The following is a 23,135-nucleotide window of genomic DNA, read 5'->3' on the forward strand; positions in this document are numbered from 1 at the left end:
AATATTCTACTTTATATGCTAAAATCCTTCAATTTTTTTACATCTTCTTCTTTTTTATTATTTATTTCCAAATATTTACCTATAATATCTCTTGTTACAGGTGCAGCATTACCACCACTACCCCCTTGAAATATTACTGTTGCTACAGCAATTTCAGGATCTTCATATGGTCCAAAACCAACAAACCAAGCATAGTTATCATAATTATTACCTGTTAAAATATTTATACCTGCTTGAGCTGTACCAGTTTTTCCTGCTACTTTTACTGGAAAACCATTAAATATACTTTTAACTGATCCACGTTCTACCACTCTTAGCATACCTTCTTTTATATCATCAAGATATTTATAATCTTTTAAATCAATTCTTTCTCTTTTTTGTTTTTTCTCATATCCTATATCTTTTCCATCATAACTTGTTATATCATCAATTATAGTAAGCTCATTTCTATATCCATCATTTGCAATAGTTGCAACCATATTTGCCATTCCTATTGTAGTATAATTGTTTTCACCTTGTCCAATAGAAATACTTAATTTAGATGAACTAAAATCAGTACTACTAAGATAAGTATATTTTATATAATCTTTAAGAGACACACCATCTTTTGGATTCTTGTAAGAACCTCTTTCTCTTTCTACTACATTTAATTTTTCTAATTCATCTATAACTTCCTTAGCTGACATAATATCTTCTCTACTAGCCCATTCAGAAAATATATTCATCAATTCATCTATATCCTTATCTTTTAATTTCTTACCTTCTATCAAATTATCTTTTCTTGATTTTATAAGACTTCTAAGAGGTTGATTGATTGTTCTTAATTTATCTTCTTCATTTGGAATACTACCTGCTATTTCTTCAGGTATTTCTATTCCAGTTTTATCATTTAATCCAAGTTGTATTGACATATCTTGCATATCTTCTACAGTAACTTCTACTCCTAGGGGCTCTTTTGTCCTTGGATTTCTACCTTCAACCAATGTATAGAAATAGTAGTTACAAGATTCTTGCAATGCCTCAAACATATTAGTAGGACCATGTGTACCCCTATAGTCATTCCAAATCCAACATGATTGACGACTACCATCAGCTAACTCCACATAACCAAGTGAGTTCACTTTTTTATATGGACTAAGACCATTTTCAAGAGCTGCTAGAGCTGGTACCATTTTAAAACTAGAACCAGGTGGAAGCTTGCTTCTAAGCGCTGTATTTACAAGAGGCCTAGGTGCCATTAAATCTTTTTCATTATCAGGTTTTAAACTTTCATAGTCACTTATGGTTATACCTGTAGAAAAAAGATTTGGATCATATGATGGATAATTTGCGACCGCTAGTACTTCTCCAGTCTTTACATTTACAGCTACACTAGCTCCAGATTTAGCATTCCTATATGGTTTTGTGAATTTATAATTACCATATTCACTTTGATAAGTTCCACCTACCTGTACCTTTTCTATAGCTTCCTTTAAAGCATCCTCTGCCATTTTTTGAACATCATGATCAATTGTAAGTTTAACATTATTTCCTGGAACTGGTGCTTCTTCTTTATTGGTTTTATGAGTGTTTCCAAATGCATCTACCTCTATTAGTTTATATCCATCTTCACCATTTAAATAATCTTCAAATTCTTGTTCAATACCAGTTTTACCTATTATATCATTTCTAGAATAATCACTATTATTTATATATTTATCTATCTCATATTGTTGTGATATCTTACCTAAATAGCCTAATGTATGAGCGGTAGTTTCTCCCATGGGATAATACCTCATAGGCTCTATAGATGTATTTATGCCTGGAAATGACATACTTCTTTCTTTTATCATTGCTACAGTTTCATCTTTCACATTATAAGCTATGTTTATAGGTTCATATGCCCTATATCCTTGCCTGGTTATTATGTCATCCATTAAAAGTATAAATCTCTTTTCATATACATTTAATTCTTCTGTAATACTTTCATCCTCATTTATATCAGATTCATCTACTAATTTTTCAAATACATCTTTTGCATCTTTATATTTTTTTATATTTTTACCTTTAATCCACTTATCTTTTTCTATTATAGAAGTATATTTCCATTTCGATATAGAAATTCTTGGATTTACAAATTGCAAAAGAAATCTTTGGGCATATATTTTTATATCTTCTGAGCTTACAAATTCATTAAAGATATTTTCTTTTTTAATATACATTTCTAATGCAGAATCAGCTGATATTTCTTTTTGTAAGTTATTTTTATTTATAAATGTATTTTTTGATTTTTCATCTTTATATGCAAATATATTTCCATCATCAGGTTCGTATTTAAAAGGCACATTTATATCTTTTTCTTTTAAATAATCTAAAAGTTCCATTCCTAATGTAGTTATTTCCTTATCCTTCTCATAGCTAAAACTCATCATTCCTTTAAAACTTTGATACTTAAGAAGAGTTATGAAATCTTCCTTTGCCTTAGTATCAAAACTTATATCAGGATAAAGATAAGGATAATCTTCTTTTAATGATTTTATTGTATTTATTTTTTGACTATCTGAAAGTTCAGGCTTTTTTTTGCCAAAAAGCTCAATTTCTAATTCATCAGGTAAATCATTATCTATTAAATTTAGTAGGGCTGTATCCAAATAAGTTATAAGGTTTTTTTTCTTATCCCTATAATCACTGTCAAAGGAAAATTTGTAATCCACTAACTTATATTTACTCATTTGTCCTCTAGATTCTAAAAGTTCAAATGCATATTTTCTAACTATAGGATGATTTATAAGAGTTTTTATTCTTTCTTCATCTCTTAATAAAAGAGTTAATATATCATTTTTAGGATTTTCAGCTTTAGCAAGCTTCAAAGTTTCTTTCCACTCTTTAATGTCTTTTCCTTCTTTATAACTATAAACTACATTCCCATCTACATATTCTATTTTAATAGGTAGCTCTATTACTTCTTTAGCTTCAATCAATGTAGATAATGCCCTATTTGCTACTGAAAATTTATATTCATTAAAATCTGTAATATGTTCATATGTCATATCTAATAAATCATCTACTAAATTATTTTTTATAAGTAGATTTGTGATAGTTTCATTTATACTTACTTCATCATAAAAAAAATCCGATTCATTTTTATAATCAATTGAATTTAATATTATGGGGAATTCATCTATATAATTTTCACCTTGTTTTTCTAAAAGTGTCATTATTTTTAAACTTGCAAGATTTTTTTCATTTTCAATTAATTCATCTTTCATAATTTGAACTGAAAATCCAGTTATATTTTCTGCAAGTATCTTTCCATCTACATCTAAAATATTACCACGTGGTGCAGGTGTAGGTATTTTTTTAACCTTAGTATTGTCTGCCTTTTCCCTATAGTCCTTACCATCAATAATCGTTATTTCTGCTAATTTAAAGCCCAAAACAGAAAATATAACGGTTATAACTATTATAAGTATTGTATATCTATTTCTTAATTTATCTAATATTTTTTGCAAATTTTCAACTCCTTCTACCAAATTGCAAACTAGGAGATATAAATAATTTTTTTATGAAATTATATATGAATATTGAAAGTATAGAGTTATATATTGATTCTATAAAAGCTATATCCTCTATCATTTCTATAAAAGTAATATTTACTGCTGAAAAATAATATAAGAAGAAAAACATTATATTTGCTACAAAAGTAAATGTAAATGTATATAAAAAGGGTATTATGAAATTTTCTTTAGAAAAATTAGTATTAGTTGCCCCTATAAAATATCCAATTAAAAAATATATCAATGCATGAATACCTATAGCTTTTCCAAATAATAAATCTTGCAATAATCCTACAATCAATCCTAAAGTTCCACCTACTTTTTTATTTGTAAATAAAGATAGTAAAATAATTAGAATCAAATTAGTATTAGGTATCACATCAAATATAGATATATATTGATATAATGTGGATTGTAGTACAAAACTTAATATAAACAAAATAATTATACTAAAAATTCTCAATTTCTAAACTCCTTTTATTTGCCTTATTGTTTATTGATAACAAATAGATCATTTATTTTTTTGAAATTAACTGCTGGCTTGACTTTAATTTCCTTTTTAAGTTCTTCTTCTTTTGTCTCTACATCAGTAACTTCACCAATATAGATGTCTGGTACAAATATTTCACCCATACCAGATGATATGATTTTATCCCCTTTTTTCACATCAGCTTCAATATCAAAGACAAAACCTTTCATAGTGTTGTCAATAGTACCATTTACTACTCCAAAATCTTGAGTTCTTATAACTTTATAGCTTACACTACTACCTGTATCTGTAATTGGTAAAACCTTAGACCAATTATCTCCTACCTCTATTACTATCCCAACTAATCCTTCTCTTATTATACCACCATCTAGTTCAATTGCTTGTATCACTGCAGCATCTTTTTTTATTCCATCTATAGAACCTTTATCTATCAAGAAATTATTGAACCAGTTTTCTGGATCCCTTGAAATAATTCTAGTTCCTATCATAGAAAAGTTAGAATTTTGTTTTAATCTCATTTCTTTTTCTAAAAAGTCTTTTCTAGCAATTACATCACTCATATTTCTATTTTCTTCTTCTAGTTTTTTAATTTCTTTTACTAATATATCATTCTTTTCTTTTGCATTTACATAATCTCCTATAGAAGAAAACCTATTTGTAACACTATCTCCTATCTTATAAAAAAAACTTTGAACAGGAGTTATGATTTGACCTATCTTATTCTCTAAAAAACTAATTTTCTCTCTATCATTGGCTGTTATACCAATTGTTATAAGCAGAATGATAGTAACTATTGCTACTATCATTCTGCCCCCATATTTTCTTAATACAGACATCTATATCACCACTTATCTCCTTTTTGAGCTAGTAGAAACTCTTTTTAGCATATCAATATCTTCTACTGCTTTTCCAGTACCAAGTACTACACAATCTAGAGGATCTTCTGCAATATTTACTGGCATTCCTGTCTCTAGTTTAACAAGTCTATCTAATCCATCTAATAAGGCACCGCCTCCAGTAAGCATTATACCTTTATCCATGATATCTGCTGCAAGTTCTGGTGGTGTTTTTTCTAAGGTGAACTTTATAGCTTCTATTATATGTGATACAGGCTCCTTTAGAGCATCTTCAATTTCTTTAGCACTAATTTCTATCACTTTTGGAAGACCTGATACTAAATCTCTACCACGTATTTTCATTTTAGTCTCACTTGATAGATGTCCCTTTCCACTATCTCTTAACATTGCTGATCCTACTTCTATTTTTATGTTTTCTGATGTTCTTTCACCAATCATTAAATTATATTGCTTTTTGATGAATTGAACTATAGAGTCATCTAATTCATCTCCACCTACTCTTATAGACTTACTTGTTACTATACCTCCTAATGAAATTATAGCAACTTCAGTAGTTCCTCCACCAACATCAACAACCATACTACCTGTTGGTTCTTGTACAGGTAGATTAGCTCCTATAGCAGCTGCCATAGGTTCTTCTATAAGAAATGCTTCTCTTGCTCCTGCTTGTTCTGCTGCTTCTTCTACTGCTTTTCTTTCAACTTCAGTAACCCCAGATGGCACACACACTACTACTCTTGGTTGTGAGAGTGAAGATTTTTTTCCATTAGCTTTTTTTAAAAAATATTCTATCATACTTTTGGTAACATTAAAATCAGCAATTACTCCATCTTTCATTGGCCTAATTGCCACTATATTTCCAGGTGTTCTACCTATCATTCTTTTAGCTTCAGATCCTACAGCTAATACCTCATTTGATTTAGTTTGTATAGCTACAACTGAAGGCTCCCTTACAACAATACCTTTACCCTTAATAAAGACTAGTGTATTTGCTGTACCTAAATCAATACCCATGTCTTTTGAAAACATTCCGAAAAATCCCATTTATTATTACTCCTCTCTGATATCTATATTATCTCTTCTTCTTTTAAACTAATATATTTTTCATTTCCAACTATAATATGATCAAGTACACGTATCCCCAATATTTCTCCAGCATTAATCAATCTTTTAGTAATATTTATATCTTCTTTACTAGGAGTAGGATCACCACTTGGATGATTGTGTACTAAAATTATAGAAGCACTACTTCTTTTGATTGCCCTATTAAATACTTCCCTTGGATGAACTATAGAAGCATTTAAACTACCAATTGAAATATCTTCATGACAAATTATATTGTTTTTAGTATCTAACATTATACTTCTAAAATACTCTTTTTTATATTCCTTCATACTTTCAATCATAAATTCGCACACATCTCTTGGACATGTGATTTTTGTAGGTCTTACTATGTCTTTAGAATGTATTCTCTTGCCTAATTCTATTGCTGCAAGTATCTGTGCTGCTTTACATTTGCCTATCCCATCAAGTTTGATTAATTCTTGAATAGTAGAATTTTTTAAAAACTCAAGTGAGTTGTGATCTAGTTCTAAAACACTTCTTGCAAGTTCTATTGCAGATTGTTTCCTATTTCCTGTTCGAATTATTATAGCTAATAACTCAGTATTTGACAATTCACTTTGACCTTTTTCAAACAACTTCTCTCTAGGTCTTTCATCTAATGGTAACTGTTTGATTGTATAATTCATTCTACTTTCCATATATCCTCCAATTATATCAAACTTATTTTAAAATATTCTTTTAAAAGCATATCTAACTTAACTATAGGAAGTCCTACTACATTTGGATAAGAACCATTTATTTCTTCAATTAAAATTTCTCCTTTTCCTTGAATACCATAACTCCCTGCTTTATCTTCATATTCTTTAGTAGTTAAATAATTTTCTATGATTTTTTCATCGAGCTTTCTAAATTTAACTTTAGTCATAGAATAATCAACTATTTTTTCGTTTGTACCTACCTTTATTATAGCAATACCTGTATAAACATAGTGAGTATTACCACTTAGATTTTTAAGCATATTTCTTGCTTCTTCTTTATTGTTTGGCTTTACAAGTATTTTTTCATCAAAATAAACAATAGTATCTGCTGCTATTATTATATCATTTCTTTCAGTTTTTTCTAAAATATTTGTAGCTTTTTGAAATGCTAAACTCATTACAGTAATTACAGGACTTTTATTATCAATAGTTTCTATTATATCACTTTTTAATATTTTAAAATCCATACTATATTTCTCGAAAAAATCTCTCCTTCTAGGTGAAGAAGAGGCTAGTATAATATTTCCCACATTTAACACCTACATTTCTATTCTTTAAAATTGAACAATAAAAAAACATATTTATACATATAAAGTTTACCATTTAGATAGTATATTTACAAGTAGCAATTTATGTATTTTTATTTCATTTGTATAACAAAATAAATGCAGCCTAGGCTGCATTTTATGATTTTATTTCATTATTATTGCATCTTTAGGACATTTTTGTTCACATACTCCGCATCCTACACATTTATCCGGGTCTACTTCATGTATCTTTTTAAATTCTCCATCTATAGCATCTACTGGACAATTCTTAGCACAAATGGTACACCCTATACATTTATCTTCTATTATTTCAGCAGTCTTTCTTTTAGAAAAATCTGCCCATATAGCCTTTGTAGGACATTTTTCTGCACATATCATACAATTAGTACATTTATCATAATTTATTTTAGCTAAATTATTTTCAAATTCCATAGCATCAAAAGGACATGCCTTTACACATATTTGACATCCTATACATCCTGTTTTACATTTTACTTTTACTTCTTTACCAAATCCATTACTATTACAATCTACAACTACATTTTGACTATATGGAGCCCATTCAATTACATTTTTAGGACATGCATCCACACAATTACCACAAGCAGTACATTTATCAGGATCTATATGAGCTATACCATCCTTCATTCTAATTGCATCAAAAGGACATACATCATAACAAGTTCCAAAGCCTAAACAACCATATTCACAAGATTTATTTCCTCCTTGAACAAGTGCAGCAGCCTTACAATCTTTTATTCCAGTATATTCAAATTTATCTTTTGCATTACATTCAGTTCCATTACATATTACTCGTGCTACCTTTTTCTCTGTAGCACCAGCTTCTGAGCCCATTATTTCTCCTAGTCTTTCTGCTGTTTCAGATCCTCCTACAGGACAACCATTTACCGGTGCTTCTTCTCCTGAAACTGCATTTGCAAATGCATCACAACCAGGATATCCACAAGCTCCACAGTTAGCTCCAGGTAAGGCAGCTCTTATCTTTTCAACCTTTGCATCTACCTCTACAGCAAAGATTCTTGATGCTACAGCAAGACCACTTCCAAATATTAATCCTAATCCACCCAAACTAACTACGGGTAGTAATATACCATCTAACATATCTCACTCACCTCCTAAACTAATCCTGCAAACCCTAAAAATGCAATAGACATAAGTCCTGCTGTAATAAGCGCTATTGGAAATCCTTCTAGAGCTTTAGGTACATCAGCAATTGCAAGTCTTTCTCTAATACCTGCAAATAATATTATTGCAAGTCCAAAACCTATTGCTGCAAAAACACTATGAACTATTGTTTGAACTAAATTAAATCCTTCTTGTATATTTAAAACCGTTAAACCAAGTACCGCACAGTTTGTAGTTATTAAAGGAAGATAAACACCTAGTGCTTCATAAAGTGTAGGACTTGCCTTTTTTATAAACATTTCTACAAATTGTACAAGCGATGCAATTATGAGTATGAATGCAATCGTCTGTAAATATTCTATATTGAAGTATTCAAGTACAGTAACTTGAATTATATAAGTCATGATAGATGCAAGTGTCATAACAAAGGCCACTGCCATTGTCATTCCTGTAGCAGTTTCTACCTTTTTGGATACTCCTAAAAATGGACAAATTCCAAGAAATCTTGATAATATAAAGTTGTTTACTAGCATAGCACTTACTGCTATAGATACTAATTCCATATTATATTACCTCCTTTAAATCTTCATCTAAGTTTTTAGATTGATTTTTATTTTGTATATGATTTAATAAACCTATTAATAATCCGAGTGCTAAGAATGCTCCTGGTGGTAATATCATTATTATTGCTGGCTTAAATGCTTCTCCAAATAAAGACACTCCAAATATGCTACCTGCTCCAAGAATTTCTCTCACAATACCAAGTACAGTTAACGCTATAGTAAAACCAAATCCCATTCCAAGTCCATCAGCTATTGAAGGTGCTGGAGTGTTTTTAGATGCAAATGATTCTGCTCTACCAAGTATTATACAGTTAACAACTATAAGTGGAATAAAAAGCCCAAGTGATTTATATAAACTCATTGCATATCCATGCATAAACATACCAATAAGTGTAACAAAGGTTGCTATTATTACTATATATGCTGGTATTCTTATCTTATCTGGTATTACATTTCTAAGTATGGATATAGCAAAGTTTGCTGCAAATAAAACTGCCATAGTAGCAAGACCCATAGCCATTCCATCTAATGCTGATGTTGTAACAGCAAGAGTAGGACACATTCCTAAAAGTTGTACAAAAACTGGATTTTCATTTAATACACCATTTTTAAATATTTTAAATAACTTCATCATTTCACCTCCAAATTATTTTAAATTTTCAATATAAAGTTCTCTAGCCATATTTACACTATTTCCTACAGCATCTGAAGTTATTGTAGCTCCTGTTAGAGCTTGTACTTCGTTTTCAGATTGTGCTTCAGTCTTTACTATTTCAACTTCTTCTGTTGCAGGAACTCCACTAAATCTTTCTTGAAATTCTTCAGAAGTAGCATTAGCTCCAAGTCCTGGTGTTTCTTGATGATTTACTACATTCATACCAGTTATAGTGCCCTCAGTTGAAATACCAGTTATAACTTCTACATCTCCACCATATCCTGAAGAAGCCGTCTTTATAGCATAACCTATTACTTCATCTTGATCATTTATTCCTTTATATACTTCTAAAATATTTGGATTTTCTTTTACTTCTTTATCAATTTTATCTGAATTTTCTTCTTCAAATTTATCTGCTTCAGGTAAAACTGCCATTCTTGCTTCTTCACTAACAGAATTTTCAGCTTCTTCTATTTTCCCTTGCGTTAAATTATTAGAAAGTCCTAAAACTACAGCAGATATAGATGTGATTAAAAGTAATATAAGTCCTAATTTAATTATCTCACGCAACTTTCTTCACCTCCCCAAATACTTTTGGTGATGTATATTTATCAATTAATGGTGCTGCAACATTCATAAGTAATATTGAATATGAAACTCCTTCTGGATATCCACCATATATTCTTATCACAGATGTAAGTATTCCACAACCAACTCCAAAGATTATATGTCCTCTTGGTGTTACTGGTGTTGAAGAATAATCAGTAGCCATATAAAAAGCACCACACATTAAACCACCAGATAATGTATGATAAATCATACTAGTAAATCCACCATCTAATAAAAATGTCATTACCATAACAGTTCCAATAAAACTAGCAGGAATTTTCCAAGTAATAACTCCCCTATATAATAAATACAATCCACCAATTATAAGTAATAATGCTGAAGTTTCACCTAGGGATCCTCCAATATTACCTATTAAAACATCTGTAATAGAAGGAAGAGTTCCTTCTGCTTCTCCTTTTAAAATCCCAAGTGGTGTAGCAGTACTTACAGCATCTGCCCCAGGTGATACCCAATTAGTCATTATTACAGGCCAAGATGCAAGAAGCATAGCACGAGCTGCAAGTGCAGGATTTATAAAGTTATTACCAATACCTCCAAAGGCTTGTTTCACTATTGCAATTGCAAAAGCTGAACCAATTACAGGTATCCACCAAGGTGCTGAAGCAGGAATATTAAATGCTAGTAAAAGTCCTGTTACTACAGCACTAAAATCATTTATTGATATAGGCTTTTTCATAAATTTTTGAAGAGCCCATTCAGTTAATACTGCTGTTAAAATAGAAATTCCTATAAGTTTTATTGCATTAAATCTGAAAAAATATATACTTGCAAGTGTTGCAGGTAGTAGTGCTATCAATACATCAATCATTATTCTTGAAATAGTTTCATCACTTCTTATATGAGGTGATGATGAACCATATAACATGTTTTCCATAGTAATCCCTCCTATTTAATTAATTTTTTCTACTGTTAGATATAATTTCTCTTTTAGCTACCCTTATGGATTGAAGTAATGGTCTCTTTGAAGGACATATAAAAGAACATGATCCACATTCAATACAGCTTAGTGCATCATAGCTAGCTGCTTCATCATACATTCTCTTTAGAGATAACTTACTTATAAATAAAGGTTGTAAACCTACAGGGCATATATCTACACATTTTGCACATCTTATACAAGGATCTGGATCTGGCAATTTTGCTTCTTTTTCATCTAAAACAAGTATTCCAGAAGTTCCTTTTATTGCTGGGACTTCAATAGAAAATTGAGCAAGTCCCATCATTGGGCCTCCCATTATAACCTTACCTACTTGGTCCTTAAATCCACCACATTCTTCTATCAAGTCTTTAAACTGGGTACCTATTTTAATAATTAAATTTTTAGGATTATTTATACCACTTCCAGTAATAGTTGCTACTCTTTCAATTAAAGGCATACCATTTAATATAGCATTTCCTATAGCATGAGCAGTACCTGTATTGTTTACTACCACTCCTACATCCATAGGTAATCCTCCAGATGGAACAACTCGTCCTGTTATTGCATTTATTAATCTTTTTTCATCACCTTGGGGATATTTTGTTTCTACAGAAATAACTTCTATATCTTTTTCATTCTTAGCTGCATCTAACATTATTTCAATAGCATCAGGTTTATTGTTTTCAATACCTATATATCCCTTCTTAACATCTACTGCCTTCATTATAGCTTTTAAACCTTGTATAATTATTTCAGGTTGTTCTAGCATCAATCTATGATCAGCTGTTAAATATGGCTCACATTCTGCTCCATTTAAAATTACAGTATCGACATTTTTCTCAGGTGGTGGAGATAATTTTACATGCGTAGGAAATCCTGCCCCACCCATTCCTGTAATACCTGCTTCCTTTATAATTCCTACAATTTCTTCCTTTGTTAAATCATCAATATTTCCTTTTGCTTTAACAGATTCATGAATTTCATTCTTTTCATCTGATTCTATAACTATTGTAGTAGCATTACCTGTAGGTGTTTCTAATTTTTGGATTTTTTTCACCTTACCTGAAATACTAGAATGTATTGGAGCAGATACAAAAGCTTTAGCCTCTCCAATTTTTTGTCCTACTTTAACCATATCTCCTACCTTAACTATTGGTTCACAAGGTGCTCCTATATGCTGATGCATTGGTATAAATACCATTTTAGGATCTCTTGCTCTTTCTATAGCTAAATTTTCAGTAGCTTTTTTATGATGAGGAGGATGTATACCTCCTTTAAAAGTATGAGATTTTAAATTCATTTAATTCACCTCTTATTAATATTTTATTAAAATAGTTTTGCATACAAATTCTTCCTTTGATAAAAAAGTAACTTATAATATTAACCTCGGCTAATATTATATCATAACTTTGTATACAATATATAATTATTCCAAATTCATTATAACATTCTTTAAACAAGTTTAACAATATTTTATTGTATTAATTATATTTTATATTTGTTATATTTTCTTCTAGTATTTTGCTTATAAATATCTTTAATCAGTTTTATCTCTTATGATATTAATATATGATATTAAATTTTTAGTGTAATTTGAATAAGAGCTAATAATATTCTCTTTCTTAAGTTCTTCAGCTATTTTCTTGCGTGAATCTAATATTAGATTCATCTTTTTCATGATTTCACTTTCTTTTTTAATGGATTTATGAATCTCATCTAATTTTTCATTGTTTTTATTGATAATATTTTTAATATCTTTACTTTCTTTTGAAATTAATGCTTTCTTCCAAGTTGAAGTTTCAGATAGATTAATTTCATTATATTTATCTATCAAATCATTAATTTCTTTTAATTCTTCTTTTTTAAATTCATCATTAAAGTTTTTATTTTCTTTTATTATATTTTCATGTAAAAAAGTTTCATCTATATTTTCCTCTAAATAGACTTTAAATTCTTCTGCATCTTTCTTTTGTGAAAATGTACCTGAAAAAACTTTATAATTATCTAATTTTACTACATAAGCAGGGATTTGCTTTGCATTTAAGGAGTCTTTAAAAGCATTTGCATTAGAAAGATCATCAAAGCTTCCACTTTGTATATTAAATATTTTTAATTGAGATTCATCCTTTTTTTTGTCTCTTTCCTCTATCACAGTTGATGGTTTATAATCATTATTAATAAATTGTGGATAAATTATATATTGCACTAAAAAAAAACCTAATGTGATAGCTACTACTGGAGATATTATACCAAAAAGTAATATGAAAATCAGCTTGTCCTTAGGCTTTCTACCTTTTTTTCTATAACTCCTCCTATACCTTCTCATATATTCCCTCTCCTTTAAAAATAATTATCTAAGTTAAGCATGATTTGTACTGGATCATTTGGATATATAAAATTAGAAACTCCTAGCCCTAATAACCTCACCTTTTTATTTATTTTAAATTTGTTTTTTAATATAAAATGTGAAGTTAATTTGAGTGTTTCTAGGCTATCTGTAGCATTTTCTAAAGTTATTGATCTAGTTTCAATTGAAAAATCATTGTATTTTAACTTAATAGTTATTGTTTTATATTTATAAGCTCTCTTAATAATACTATTATAAATATCTAAGGAATATTCATCTATTTTTTGATGAATATAATCTATATCATCTATATCATATGAAAAAGTATTTTCTTCACTTATAGATTGGGCAAGAGTGTTTCCATCTACCTTTCTATTATCTATTCCTTTTGAAAATAACATTAATTCATTACCTTTTTTACCCAACTTGTATATTAAAGTATCTTTATCATAGTTTTGAATATCATAAATTGTATATATTCCCATACTATGAAGAACTTTCTCGGTTTTTGGACCTACCCCCCAAAGTTTTCTTATTGGCATAGGCCTTAAAATATCCAAAGCATTATCTTTATTAATTATAGTTATACCATTAGGTTTGTTTATATCCGAAGCCAATTTTGCTAAAAATTTATTAAAAGATATCCCTACAGAACAGGTTAAATCTAATTCCTTTTTTATATCTCTTCTTATAGATTTTGCAATATTTAAAGGATCATGGGACTTTATTTCTAAATATGCTTCATCTAAAGATAGAGGCTCAATATTATCTGAATATCTTCTAAATATATTTCTTATATGATCTGATGCCTTTTTATATTTTTCTTTATGTGTATCTACAAAAATTAGATTTTTACAAAGCATCTGTGCTTTTTTAGAACTCATTGCAGATTTAATGCCATATTTTCTAGCTTCATAACTAGCTGCACATACCACTCCTCTCCCATCAGGACTTCCACCTACTGCTACAGGTTTTCCTCTAAGATTTTTATTATCTCTTTGTTCTATTGAGGCATAAAAAGCATCCATATCAATATGTAATATATTATTCATTTGATTATCCCCCCATAATTTAATATATTAGAAAAAGACAGAGATTAATCTCTGTCTTTTTCTAATATATTTGGTGCCAAGGGCGGGAGTCGAACCCGCACGGTCATAAGACCACTACCCCCTCAAGGTAGCGTGTCTGCCAATTCCACCACCACGGCTAGTATTTAGATTACTTGTATATTTTAACTCTAAATACTATCATTTGTCAAGTTTATTTATTCTTCTTTTGCACCCTTTTGCAATTCTTCTGGTATGAACCATTTTTCTATATTATTATATAATCCATACTCTAAAGGCTTTATATCTCCCTTTATTCTTTCATCCATAATTAAAGCATTGTTTGTAAAAAACAACCCTACATATGGTAAATCTTCTAATAATATATCTTGAACTTCCTTATATTTATCCTTCTTTACTTTTCTATCTTTTGCACTAAATGCTTCAACTAACAACTTATCCATCTCTTTGTTTGAATAAGATATGAAATTTGATCCATTTTCTATATTATCAGAATGAAAGGCAAAAGTTAAATCAACACTTTCAGATAATTCTAATCCTAATAATGCTATATCAAAATCTCCTTTTTCCATCTTAGATATCATAGAATCTAAATCATCTTCATAACTTTTTTCAACTTCTATTCCTATTTCATTTAAATCTTTTATTATCATATCTGCAGTTTTTTCTCTATACTTATCATTAGAGTTAGTCATTAATTTGAATTTAAGATCTTTAATATCTGCTTTTTTCAATATTTTTTTAGCTTCTTTAACATCATACTCATACATATCAGCATTTTCATTTAATAAATATGAATTATTTAATAAAGGAAGGCTAGCTTTTGTAGCATCTTCATTATATACATCTTTTATTATTTTATCTCTATCAATAGCATGAGCAATTGCCTGTCTTATAGCTTTTCCATCTTTTCCTTTGAATTTATCATTTTTAAAATTAAATCCTAAAAAATCAAAATCATTACTAGCATATTCACGAATCCTTACATCTTTATCTTTTTTGAAATCATCAAAGGATTTAAATGTAGTTTCTAATACATCAATATCACCCTTATCTAATGCATTCTTAAATTCATCTGCCTTTAACATAATCCCTGATATATTCTTAATATATGGCTTGTCTTCATTCCACCAATTATCATTTGATTCTAGGTTTATTTTTTTACCTTCTTCATAACTCACAAATTTATAAGCCCCACTACCAATTGGCTTAAAATCTTTTGTATTTTCTAGGGCAGTATCATATAAAATATTTTCTTCCTCATCTATAAATAGATGTGCAGGAAATATTGGAAAAGCTAAAGTTTCAAGGGAATTACTAAAACTTCTATCAAAATCAATAGTTATATTTTTTTCATCAACTATATTTACACTATATATATGCTCTATATCCTCAGGCTTTATAAACTTATCATATTTAGATAATATATCTCTATATTCTTTAGTCTTAAAAGCATGTCTTAATAAATCTATGGTAAATTTAACATCTTTAGATGTAAAATCTTCTCCATCATGCCATTTTACATTATCTCTTAATTTTATATTTATTGTTCTACCTTCATTTTCTATTTTATAATCTTTTGCAAGTACATTTTCCATATCATGATCATCTTTAAATCTAAATAATCCCTCATATATTAAATCATAAAAGCTATATAAACTTTCATTTTCACTTAATAGAGGATTCATGTTTTCTACAGTTTCTATAGGTAGATTCATCTCTCCACCGTAAGCTTTTTCATATTTCTCTTCATCTTCTACCTTTTCACTATCATTTCCACCGCTTGTACATGCTGTAAAAATAAGACTTACAAGCAAGATAACACCCAATATTTTAATTTTTTGTTTTATCAACTTAACTTCCTCCTAATATTATATAGTTTCTTTTTTTATAAATCATATAAAAATTCGTATATATTTCTCTGATTCTTTACCTTTTTTACATATTCTTCTGTTTCTTTAAAAGGAATAGAATCTAATTTGAGACCATCTTCACTATATTTTTTGTCTTTAAGCCATTTTTCTACATTACCACTCCCACCATTATATGCTGCAAGTGCCAAATCTAGGCTATCAAATTGATCCACCAAGTTTTTAATATACCATGAACCTAATTTCACATTTGTAGATGCATCATATAACATATATTCTTCAAATTCTATCATATTATTAGTCTCTGCAATCCATTTGCCAGTTTCAGGTAATATTTGCATAAGACCTATTGCATTTTTTTTAGATACTGCCTCTTTATTAAAATTGCTTTCAACATTTATTATAGCTGCTACTAAATTTGGATCTATATCATTTAAATCTGAATTCAAAACTATATATTCCTTATACTCCAAAGGATATATAAATCTTCCTATGTTTTTCACATTTAATAAAAGTAGTATTAAGATGAATAAAATACCATAAAAAAATATTCTTTTTTTCAAATATATCATCACCTACTTTCTAATTAAATGTTTTTTAATTCTTTTATCAATTGTTTTTTTGTGTTTTTAATGTCCTTAGAATTATCTATTATTCTATCACAATATTTAATTTTTTCCTCTATATCCATTTGAGAATTTATTCTTATATTAGCTTCTTTTTTCAAATAGTTATTCCTTTGAATCAATCTTTTTACTTGATTTTTTTTATCTAGATATACTAACCAGATTTCATCAAAAACAATATCTTCTTTACTTAGCTTTTCTTTTATTTCTATTAAAAGAGGTATGTCTATAAAGATTATATTTTCACCTTGGTTTTTATAGGTTTTTATTTCTTCTTTAATTTTTTCATATATTCTTGGATGGACTATATCATTTAATTTATCTCTTAAATTTTCATCATTAAAAATTATTTGTCCTAACTTTGCCCTATCTATCTCACACGTATCATTTAATATATCTTTACCAAATAAATTTAAAATATCATTATATGCTGGCTTATTTTTTTCCACTACAACTCTTGCTATTTCATCTGCGTCTATTACTATATACCTACATTCCTTTAGCATATTACTGACAGTAGATTTACCTGTTGCAATTCCACCAGTTAATCCTATTATTTTAATATCATTTTGTTTCATACCAACTATCTCCTTCTTGCATATCTACAGTTAAAGGAACTTTTAATTTAATTGCATTTTCCATTAAATTTTTAAGCAAGTCCTTTACTTCATCTAATTCATCTATGAAGGTTTCTATAATTAACTCATCATGAATTTGAAGTATAAGCTTTGACTTAAGTTTTCTATTTTTAAGTTCTTTATATACATTTATCATAGCTATTTTTATGATATCAGCCGCTGTTCCTTGAATTGGAGTATTCATAGCAGTTCTTTCACCAAATGATCTTACATTATAATTTCTTGATGTTATTTCTGGTATAAATCTTCTTCTATTTAATAATGTTTTTACATACCCTTTTTCCTTTGCAATATCTATTATATCATCCATATATTGCTTTACAAAACTATAATTTTTAAGATAATTATCAATATATTTTTTTGATTCTTTCCTTGGAATATTTAAATCTCTAGAAAGTCCATAATCACTTATACCATAAACTATACCAAAATTAACAGCCTTAGCCCTATTTCTCATAAGTGGGGTCACATCTTCTCTTTCCACTTCAAAAACTTCAGATGCTGTTTTTGCATGAATATCATCTTTATTTTCAAATGCTTCTATTAATTTTTCATCTCCAGAAATATGAGCAAGTACTCTGAGCTCTATTTGTGAATAATCAGCATCCACTAATTTATGTTCTTTATTTTCTGCTACAAAAACCTTTCTAATTTTACGACCTTCTTCAGTTTTTATAGGTATGTTTTGTAAATTAGGATTTGTGCTACTTATTCTACCTGTAGTTGTAATGGTTTGATTGAAACTAGAATGCACTTTATTGGTATCTTTATCTATCAATGGAATAAGTCCATCTATATAAGTAGATTTAATTTTTACTATTTGTCTATATTCAAGTAATTTTTCTATTATTTCATGCTTGCCTAATAATTTATCTAAAACCTCAGCATTAGTTGAATATCCTGTTTTAGTCTTTTTTATAACTGGAAGCTCTAACTTATCAAACAATACTACTCCTAATTGTTTAGGTGAATTTATATTAAATTCTTCTCCACTTAATTTATAAATTTCATCTGTCAAATTATTAATTTGTTCTTCAAACTCATTGCCTAATTCATTTAATTTTTCTATATCTATTTTAAATCCTTCATATTGCATATCTGCAAGTACTTTTGTAAGGGGCATTTCTATATCTTCTAATAGGTCTTTCATATCATATTCTATTATTTTTTCAAGTAATTTATCTTTTAATAGATATATTACTTTTAAATTAGATGATATATATTTAGTTAATTCTTCTGTACTTGTATCACTTAAAGATTTCTTTTTCTTACCCTTGCCAAGTAAATCTTCTTCATTTTCTATATGAACATTCAAATATTCATCTGCAAGAGTTTTTAGAGAATAATCTTTTTGGGATGCTTCTATTAGATATGCTGCTATAAATGAATCAAAGGAAATGTTGTATATTGGAATATTATATCTAAATAAAACTAATAAATCTTCTTTTATATCATGCCCTATCTTATTTATTTTTTCATTTTGAAATATAGGTGCTAATATATTTAATTTTTCCTCTAAATCATCTTCATCATTAAATGAAATATAAAATGACTCTTTTTCATTGTATTTAAATCCTATTCCTAGAATATTATCCTTTAAATTATTATCACCATCAACTGCAAATTTAAATATAAAATCATCATCTTCTTTAATTTCTTTTATCTTTTCTTCAAGTTCTTCTTTAGTTTTTAAGCTTCTTATGTTTAATTCTAAATTTTCCTTAGAATCTTTTATGGTTGACTTATCAAATTTATTTAAAAATGAATTAAATTCAAATTTTGTATATAATTTCAAAAGTTCATCTTGATTTGCTTCTTCCTTTTTCATTTTTTCTAAATCCATATCTATAGGTACATCAGTTATAATCTTTGCTAGCATTTTACTCATGAAAGCTTGATTTCTATTTTCTATTAATCTTTCCTTTAATTTTTTTCCTGAAACCTCATCTATGTTTTCATATATATTTTCTATAGATTTATATTGTTTTAGTAACTTTATACCTGTTTTTTCTCCTACTCCTGGTACTCCTGGTATATTATCTGATTTATCTCCCATAAGCCCTTTTAAATCTATAAATTCTGTAGGTGTTAGACTATATCTATCAATCATAGCATCTACATCATAAGATTCTAAATTTGTCATACCTTTTTTTGTAATTAAAACCTTTATATTTTCATCTACTAATTGTAAGTAATCCTTATCACCTGTAACTACTATGACATCCATTTCTTTAGAACTACAATGTTTGGCAAGAGTTCCTACTATATCATCAGCTTCGTATCCATCAATCTCTACTCTATGAATATTCATATTATCTAGTATTTCTTTTAACATAGGAAATTGCATCCTTAAATCATCAGGGGTCTTTTTTCTCCCTGCCTTATATTCTTTATATTCATTATGTCTAAAGGTAGGTCCTTTTTTATCAAATGCTACTGATATATAATCAGGTTTATAATCCTCTAAGATTTTATATAACATTGTCATGAAGCCATATACTCCATTTGTAAATAAACCTTCTTTGTTGGTAAGTGGTGGCAAGGCATGATAAGCTCTATGTAACAAACTATTTCCATCTATTAATACCATTCTTTTATTTTTCAAATTAACAGCTCCTTTGCATCTTTTAAAAGCAATCTAATTAGAAGTATATATTAAAACTAAGCTATAGTAAACAAGTTATATATTCCGATTTACTTATTACCCTTTTATTTATCTAATATTCTTTACTTTGCTATTTAAATTTAAACTTGACTTTTAATTAATATTTATGATATTATTTATCTTGTTCTTAATTTAAAATATGCTGGAGTGGTGGAATTGGCAGACACGCCGGATTCAAAATCCGGTTGGGTTAAACCAGTGTGGGTTCAAGTCCCACCTTCAGCACCAAAACACATAAATAAAAGCTCTGAACTAAGATTATAAACTTCTTAGTTCAGGGCTTTTATTATATTATAAACATGGCTACTATAGTTGTGACTATCAGTCCTATTATAACTGGTTTTAAATTTCTCCTTGCAAGTTCAAATGGATCAACTCCACATATAGCTGCTGCCGGTATTACTGCCCATGGTACTATTGTTCCTCCACCAACCCAAATGGCTGCCACTTGACCAAGAGCAGTTAATGTAGCTACCCCACCACCTATAGCTGTAGAAAATAATCTTGCAATAGGACCCACTAGGGATATTCCTGAAAATCCAGAACCATCCAAACCTGTTATAGTACCTACACTAGTTAATGTTATTGCTCCTACGAAATCATTTAAAGGTACAGCATGAGCAAGTGCTACACCTAAATCATTTACAAGCCCTTCAGACATTTCAGGTAGAACTTCCCCAAATACAGATACAAAACCCATATCTCCCATATAAAAAAATGCTGCTATAGGAATTACTGGCCCAAAAATCTGAAATCCAAATTTAAAGCCAGTGATAAGAAATTCAGTTATTTGCTCCATTCCTTTATTTTTATAGGTGAACATAGAAATTAGTATGAGTATAAATACAGCAGTTCCTCCTACTAGTGCTGTTGCATCTCCTCCTTGAAGATTTAATCTTATCATTATAAATAAATCTAAAATAAACAATATTGGAATGATTATAGCAAATGTTTTTTTAGTTTTATTAGATAATCTTGTCTTAACAATATCACCTTCAGTTTCTTCTTCATTAGAAAAAAGTGCTATATTTGTATCATTTTCTTGTACTTTGATCTTGCCTGATTTCATATCTTTCTTTAATGATATAAATGCTATTATAGTAGTAACAACTCCCATTGTAATTACAAGGGGAATACTTGCAGATATAACATCACCTACAGGCAATCCTGCTGATTCTGATGTTAGTTTAGGTGCTCCTTGAATTATAAAATCACTTGATAGGGCTATACCATGACCAAATAAATTCATTGCTACAGCAACGCCTATAGCTGGCAATCCTACCCTTACAGCAACTGGTAACAATACAGCACCCATTAGGGCTACGGCAGGTGAAGGCCAAAAGAACCACGATATTACCATCATAAGTATCCCTATTATCCAATATGCTAAAGTTGGAGTTTTGATAAATCTAGTAAAGGGTGATATCATAACCTCATTTATTCCTGTAGCTTCTAAAACTTTACTCATCCCATAGATAATTGATATTATAAGTATTGTCCCTAATAGTTCTGTAATAGCATATATTAAACTGTTAAAAACTCCTGTAACAGCAAGTGGTAAAGATTTTGTAGCTACAACTCCTAAAATAAGTATTCCAAGAATACATACAAGCGTTGTATCTCTTTTTCTTATCATAACACCTATTATAAGTAGTATGAATATAAGATATATCCAATGAAGCGAGTTTAAACTTACTAACATAAACATTCCTCCTAACAAACTTTACTTTATTTTAGTCTATGCAGTCAAAGAAACTTTGTGAGTGCTTATGATTGACAAATAAAGAATGTTAGAATAATATTAAAATATATTTATAAATAGAGAGTGGTGATTTTTTGGATTTTAGACAGTTAGAGACTTTTGTTGAAGTGATAAATTCTAAAAGTTTTTCTAAAGCAGCAAATAATTTATATTTAACCCAACCTACAGTTACAAACCATATTCAAAATTTAGAAAAAGAAATTGGTAGCCCTTTATTAAACAGATCAAATAAATCTATAACTTATACCAATGCAGGTCGTATACTTTATGACTATGCAGTTGAAATTATTAATTTAAAAGATACAGCATACTTTAAGCTTGGAGAATATAAGGGAAAAATTGAAGGAAATCTTTTAATATCTTCAAGTACCATTCCTAAGTTATACATACTTCCTTATTTATTAAAAGATTTTATTTCAGTTTACCCAAATGTAACAATTGAAATGATGCGTGATAACTCTAAAGATGTAATGAAAGATATTTTAAATAATAATATTAATTTTGGAATTGTAGGAGCTAAATATCATGATAAGAACCTGGAATATATTGAACTTATAGAAGATGAGTTAGTTTTAATTTCATCAAAAGATAAGCATCTATCAAATGATAATGATTTACTGATAAAAAACATTATAAATGAAAAGTTGATAATAAGAAAAGAAGGATCTGGTTCCCGTCTATTCTTGGAAAGATCTTTAGCTGATATAAAATTGGATTTGGATGAATTTAATGTTTTTGCAAGTAGTGATAGTAATGAGAGTATAAAAAAACTTGTAGAACTAGATTTAGGCGTGAGTTTTATGTCAAAGCTTGCTATTAAAGAAGAAGTTAAAAGAAATACAATAAAATATTATAATATAAAAGATTTAAATTTAAAAAGAAAGTTTTATTTTGTTTATTATATAAAAAGAAATTTATCGCCATTAGAAAATGCTTTTAAAGATTTTATATTTAATTGGATAAAAAACACGAAAAATATGGACTTTTAG

Annotated in this window: 20 protein-coding genes and 2 tRNA genes; 2 read left to right on the forward strand and 20 right to left on the reverse strand. The window is 28.6% G+C overall.

Going from position 1 to position 23,135, the window contains the following annotated elements; all coding sequences use genetic code 11:
• Nucleotides 1–11: 11 nt before the first annotated feature.
• The 19 genes from ACTHUW_RS01435 to polA all read right to left on the reverse strand — a co-directional run bounded on the left by ACTHUW_RS01435 (nucleotide 12) and on the right by polA (nucleotide 20,324).
• The gene (locus ACTHUW_RS01435) at nucleotides 12–3,491 is read right to left on the reverse strand and encodes a penicillin-binding transpeptidase domain-containing protein (RefSeq protein ID WP_442198945.1); all 3,480 of its coding nucleotides are present in this window, start codon (nucleotides 3,489–3,491) and stop codon (nucleotides 12–14) included.
• A gap of 4 nt (nucleotides 3,492–3,495) precedes the next feature.
• Nucleotides 3,496–3,999: a rod shape-determining protein MreD gene (mreD, locus tag ACTHUW_RS01440; RefSeq protein ID WP_442197107.1), complete on the reverse strand. Its 504-nt coding sequence runs from the start codon at nucleotides 3,997–3,999 to the stop codon at nucleotides 3,496–3,498.
• A 23-nt stretch (nucleotides 4,000–4,022) separates the two neighbouring features.
• Nucleotides 4,023–4,862 carry a rod shape-determining protein MreC gene (gene mreC / locus ACTHUW_RS01445; RefSeq protein ID WP_442197106.1) on the reverse strand — a complete coding sequence of 280 codons (840 nt, stop codon included), beginning with the start codon at nucleotides 4,860–4,862 and terminating at the stop codon, nucleotides 4,023–4,025.
• A gap of 12 nt (nucleotides 4,863–4,874) precedes the next feature.
• A complete protein-coding gene (locus ACTHUW_RS01450; protein WP_442197105.1) occupies nucleotides 4,875–5,927 on the reverse strand; it encodes a rod shape-determining protein in 1,053 nt (350 codons plus the stop codon).
• Nucleotides 5,928–5,950: 23 nt separating this feature from the next.
• Entirely contained in the window at nucleotides 5,951–6,646 is a 696-nt protein-coding gene (gene radC / locus ACTHUW_RS01455; protein WP_442197104.1) for a RadC family protein, read from the reverse strand.
• An 11-nt stretch (nucleotides 6,647–6,657) separates the two neighbouring features.
• Nucleotides 6,658–7,245 (reverse strand): nucleoside triphosphate pyrophosphatase, encoded by a 588-nt coding sequence (locus ACTHUW_RS01460; RefSeq protein ID WP_442212337.1) that lies wholly within the window; start codon nucleotides 7,243–7,245, stop codon nucleotides 6,658–6,660.
• A gap of 153 nt (nucleotides 7,246–7,398) precedes the next feature.
• Nucleotides 7,399–8,376, reverse strand: a complete 978-nt coding sequence (locus ACTHUW_RS01465; protein WP_442198943.1) for an RnfABCDGE type electron transport complex subunit B — start codon at nucleotides 8,374–8,376, stop codon at nucleotides 7,399–7,401.
• Between the two features lie 14 nt (nucleotides 8,377–8,390).
• The gene (gene rsxA, locus ACTHUW_RS01470) at nucleotides 8,391–8,963 is read right to left on the reverse strand and encodes an electron transport complex subunit RsxA (RefSeq protein ID WP_442197101.1); all 573 of its coding nucleotides are present in this window, start codon (nucleotides 8,961–8,963) and stop codon (nucleotides 8,391–8,393) included.
• Between the two features lies 1 nt (nucleotide 8,964).
• On the reverse strand, nucleotides 8,965–9,597 hold the full coding sequence (gene rsxE / locus ACTHUW_RS01475; protein WP_442197100.1) for an electron transport complex subunit RsxE: 633 nt from the start codon (nucleotides 9,595–9,597) through the stop codon (nucleotides 8,965–8,967).
• A gap of 12 nt (nucleotides 9,598–9,609) precedes the next feature.
• Nucleotides 9,610–10,188: an RnfABCDGE type electron transport complex subunit G gene (locus tag ACTHUW_RS01480; RefSeq protein ID WP_442198942.1), complete on the reverse strand. Its 579-nt coding sequence runs from the start codon at nucleotides 10,186–10,188 to the stop codon at nucleotides 9,610–9,612.
• Nucleotides 10,181–11,122 carry an RnfABCDGE type electron transport complex subunit D gene (locus tag ACTHUW_RS01485; protein WP_442197098.1) on the reverse strand — a complete coding sequence of 314 codons (942 nt, stop codon included), beginning with the start codon at nucleotides 11,120–11,122 and terminating at the stop codon, nucleotides 10,181–10,183. Before ACTHUW_RS01485 ends, ACTHUW_RS01480 begins: the two co-directional genes overlap by 8 nt.
• Nucleotides 11,123–11,141: 19 nt before the next feature.
• Nucleotides 11,142–12,467, reverse strand: a complete 1,326-nt coding sequence (gene rsxC / locus ACTHUW_RS01490) for an electron transport complex subunit RsxC (protein ID WP_442197097.1) — start codon at nucleotides 12,465–12,467, stop codon at nucleotides 11,142–11,144.
• A 237-nt stretch (nucleotides 12,468–12,704) separates the two neighbouring features.
• The gene (locus tag ACTHUW_RS01495; protein WP_442197096.1) at nucleotides 12,705–13,493 is read right to left on the reverse strand and encodes an SPOR domain-containing protein; all 789 of its coding nucleotides are present in this window, start codon (nucleotides 13,491–13,493) and stop codon (nucleotides 12,705–12,707) included.
• Between the two features lie 14 nt (nucleotides 13,494–13,507).
• Nucleotides 13,508–14,566 (reverse strand): DNA polymerase IV, encoded by a 1,059-nt coding sequence (dinB, locus tag ACTHUW_RS01500; protein WP_442197095.1) that lies wholly within the window; start codon nucleotides 14,564–14,566, stop codon nucleotides 13,508–13,510.
• Between the two features lie 71 nt (nucleotides 14,567–14,637).
• Nucleotides 14,638–14,724, reverse strand: a tRNA-Leu gene (locus ACTHUW_RS01505).
• Nucleotides 14,725–14,781: 57 nt separating this feature from the next.
• The gene (locus tag ACTHUW_RS01510; protein ID WP_442198941.1) at nucleotides 14,782–16,437 is read right to left on the reverse strand and encodes an ABC transporter substrate-binding protein; all 1,656 of its coding nucleotides are present in this window, start codon (nucleotides 16,435–16,437) and stop codon (nucleotides 14,782–14,784) included.
• Between the two features lie 35 nt (nucleotides 16,438–16,472).
• Nucleotides 16,473–17,018, reverse strand: a complete 546-nt coding sequence (locus tag ACTHUW_RS01515) for a lytic transglycosylase domain-containing protein (protein WP_442197093.1) — start codon at nucleotides 17,016–17,018, stop codon at nucleotides 16,473–16,475.
• A 23-nt stretch (nucleotides 17,019–17,041) separates the two neighbouring features.
• Nucleotides 17,042–17,659 carry a dephospho-CoA kinase gene (gene coaE / locus ACTHUW_RS01520; protein WP_442198940.1) on the reverse strand — a complete coding sequence of 206 codons (618 nt, stop codon included), beginning with the start codon at nucleotides 17,657–17,659 and terminating at the stop codon, nucleotides 17,042–17,044.
• Nucleotides 17,646–20,324 carry a DNA polymerase I gene (gene polA, locus ACTHUW_RS01525; RefSeq protein WP_442197091.1) on the reverse strand — a complete coding sequence of 893 codons (2,679 nt, stop codon included), beginning with the start codon at nucleotides 20,322–20,324 and terminating at the stop codon, nucleotides 17,646–17,648. Before polA ends, coaE begins: the two co-directional genes overlap by 14 nt.
• Nucleotides 20,325–20,525: 201 nt before the next feature.
• Here polA and ACTHUW_RS01530 point away from each other — a divergent pair.
• Nucleotides 20,526–20,612, forward strand: a tRNA-Leu gene (locus tag ACTHUW_RS01530).
• A gap of 58 nt (nucleotides 20,613–20,670) precedes the next feature.
• On the opposite strand, the gene ACTHUW_RS01535 is transcribed toward ACTHUW_RS01530, so the two are convergent.
• Nucleotides 20,671–22,086, reverse strand: a complete 1,416-nt coding sequence (locus tag ACTHUW_RS01535; RefSeq protein WP_442197090.1) for a hypothetical protein — start codon at nucleotides 22,084–22,086, stop codon at nucleotides 20,671–20,673.
• Between the two features lie 134 nt (nucleotides 22,087–22,220).
• Here ACTHUW_RS01535 and ACTHUW_RS01540 point away from each other — a divergent pair, with 134 nt between their 5' ends.
• A complete protein-coding gene (locus ACTHUW_RS01540) occupies nucleotides 22,221–23,135 on the forward strand; it encodes a selenium metabolism-associated LysR family transcriptional regulator (protein WP_442197089.1) in 915 nt (304 codons plus the stop codon).

This window comes from Senegalia sp. (in: firmicutes), from assembly GCF_052088025.1.
Lineage (GTDB): Bacteria > Bacillota > Clostridia > Tissierellales > SIT17 > Anaeromonas.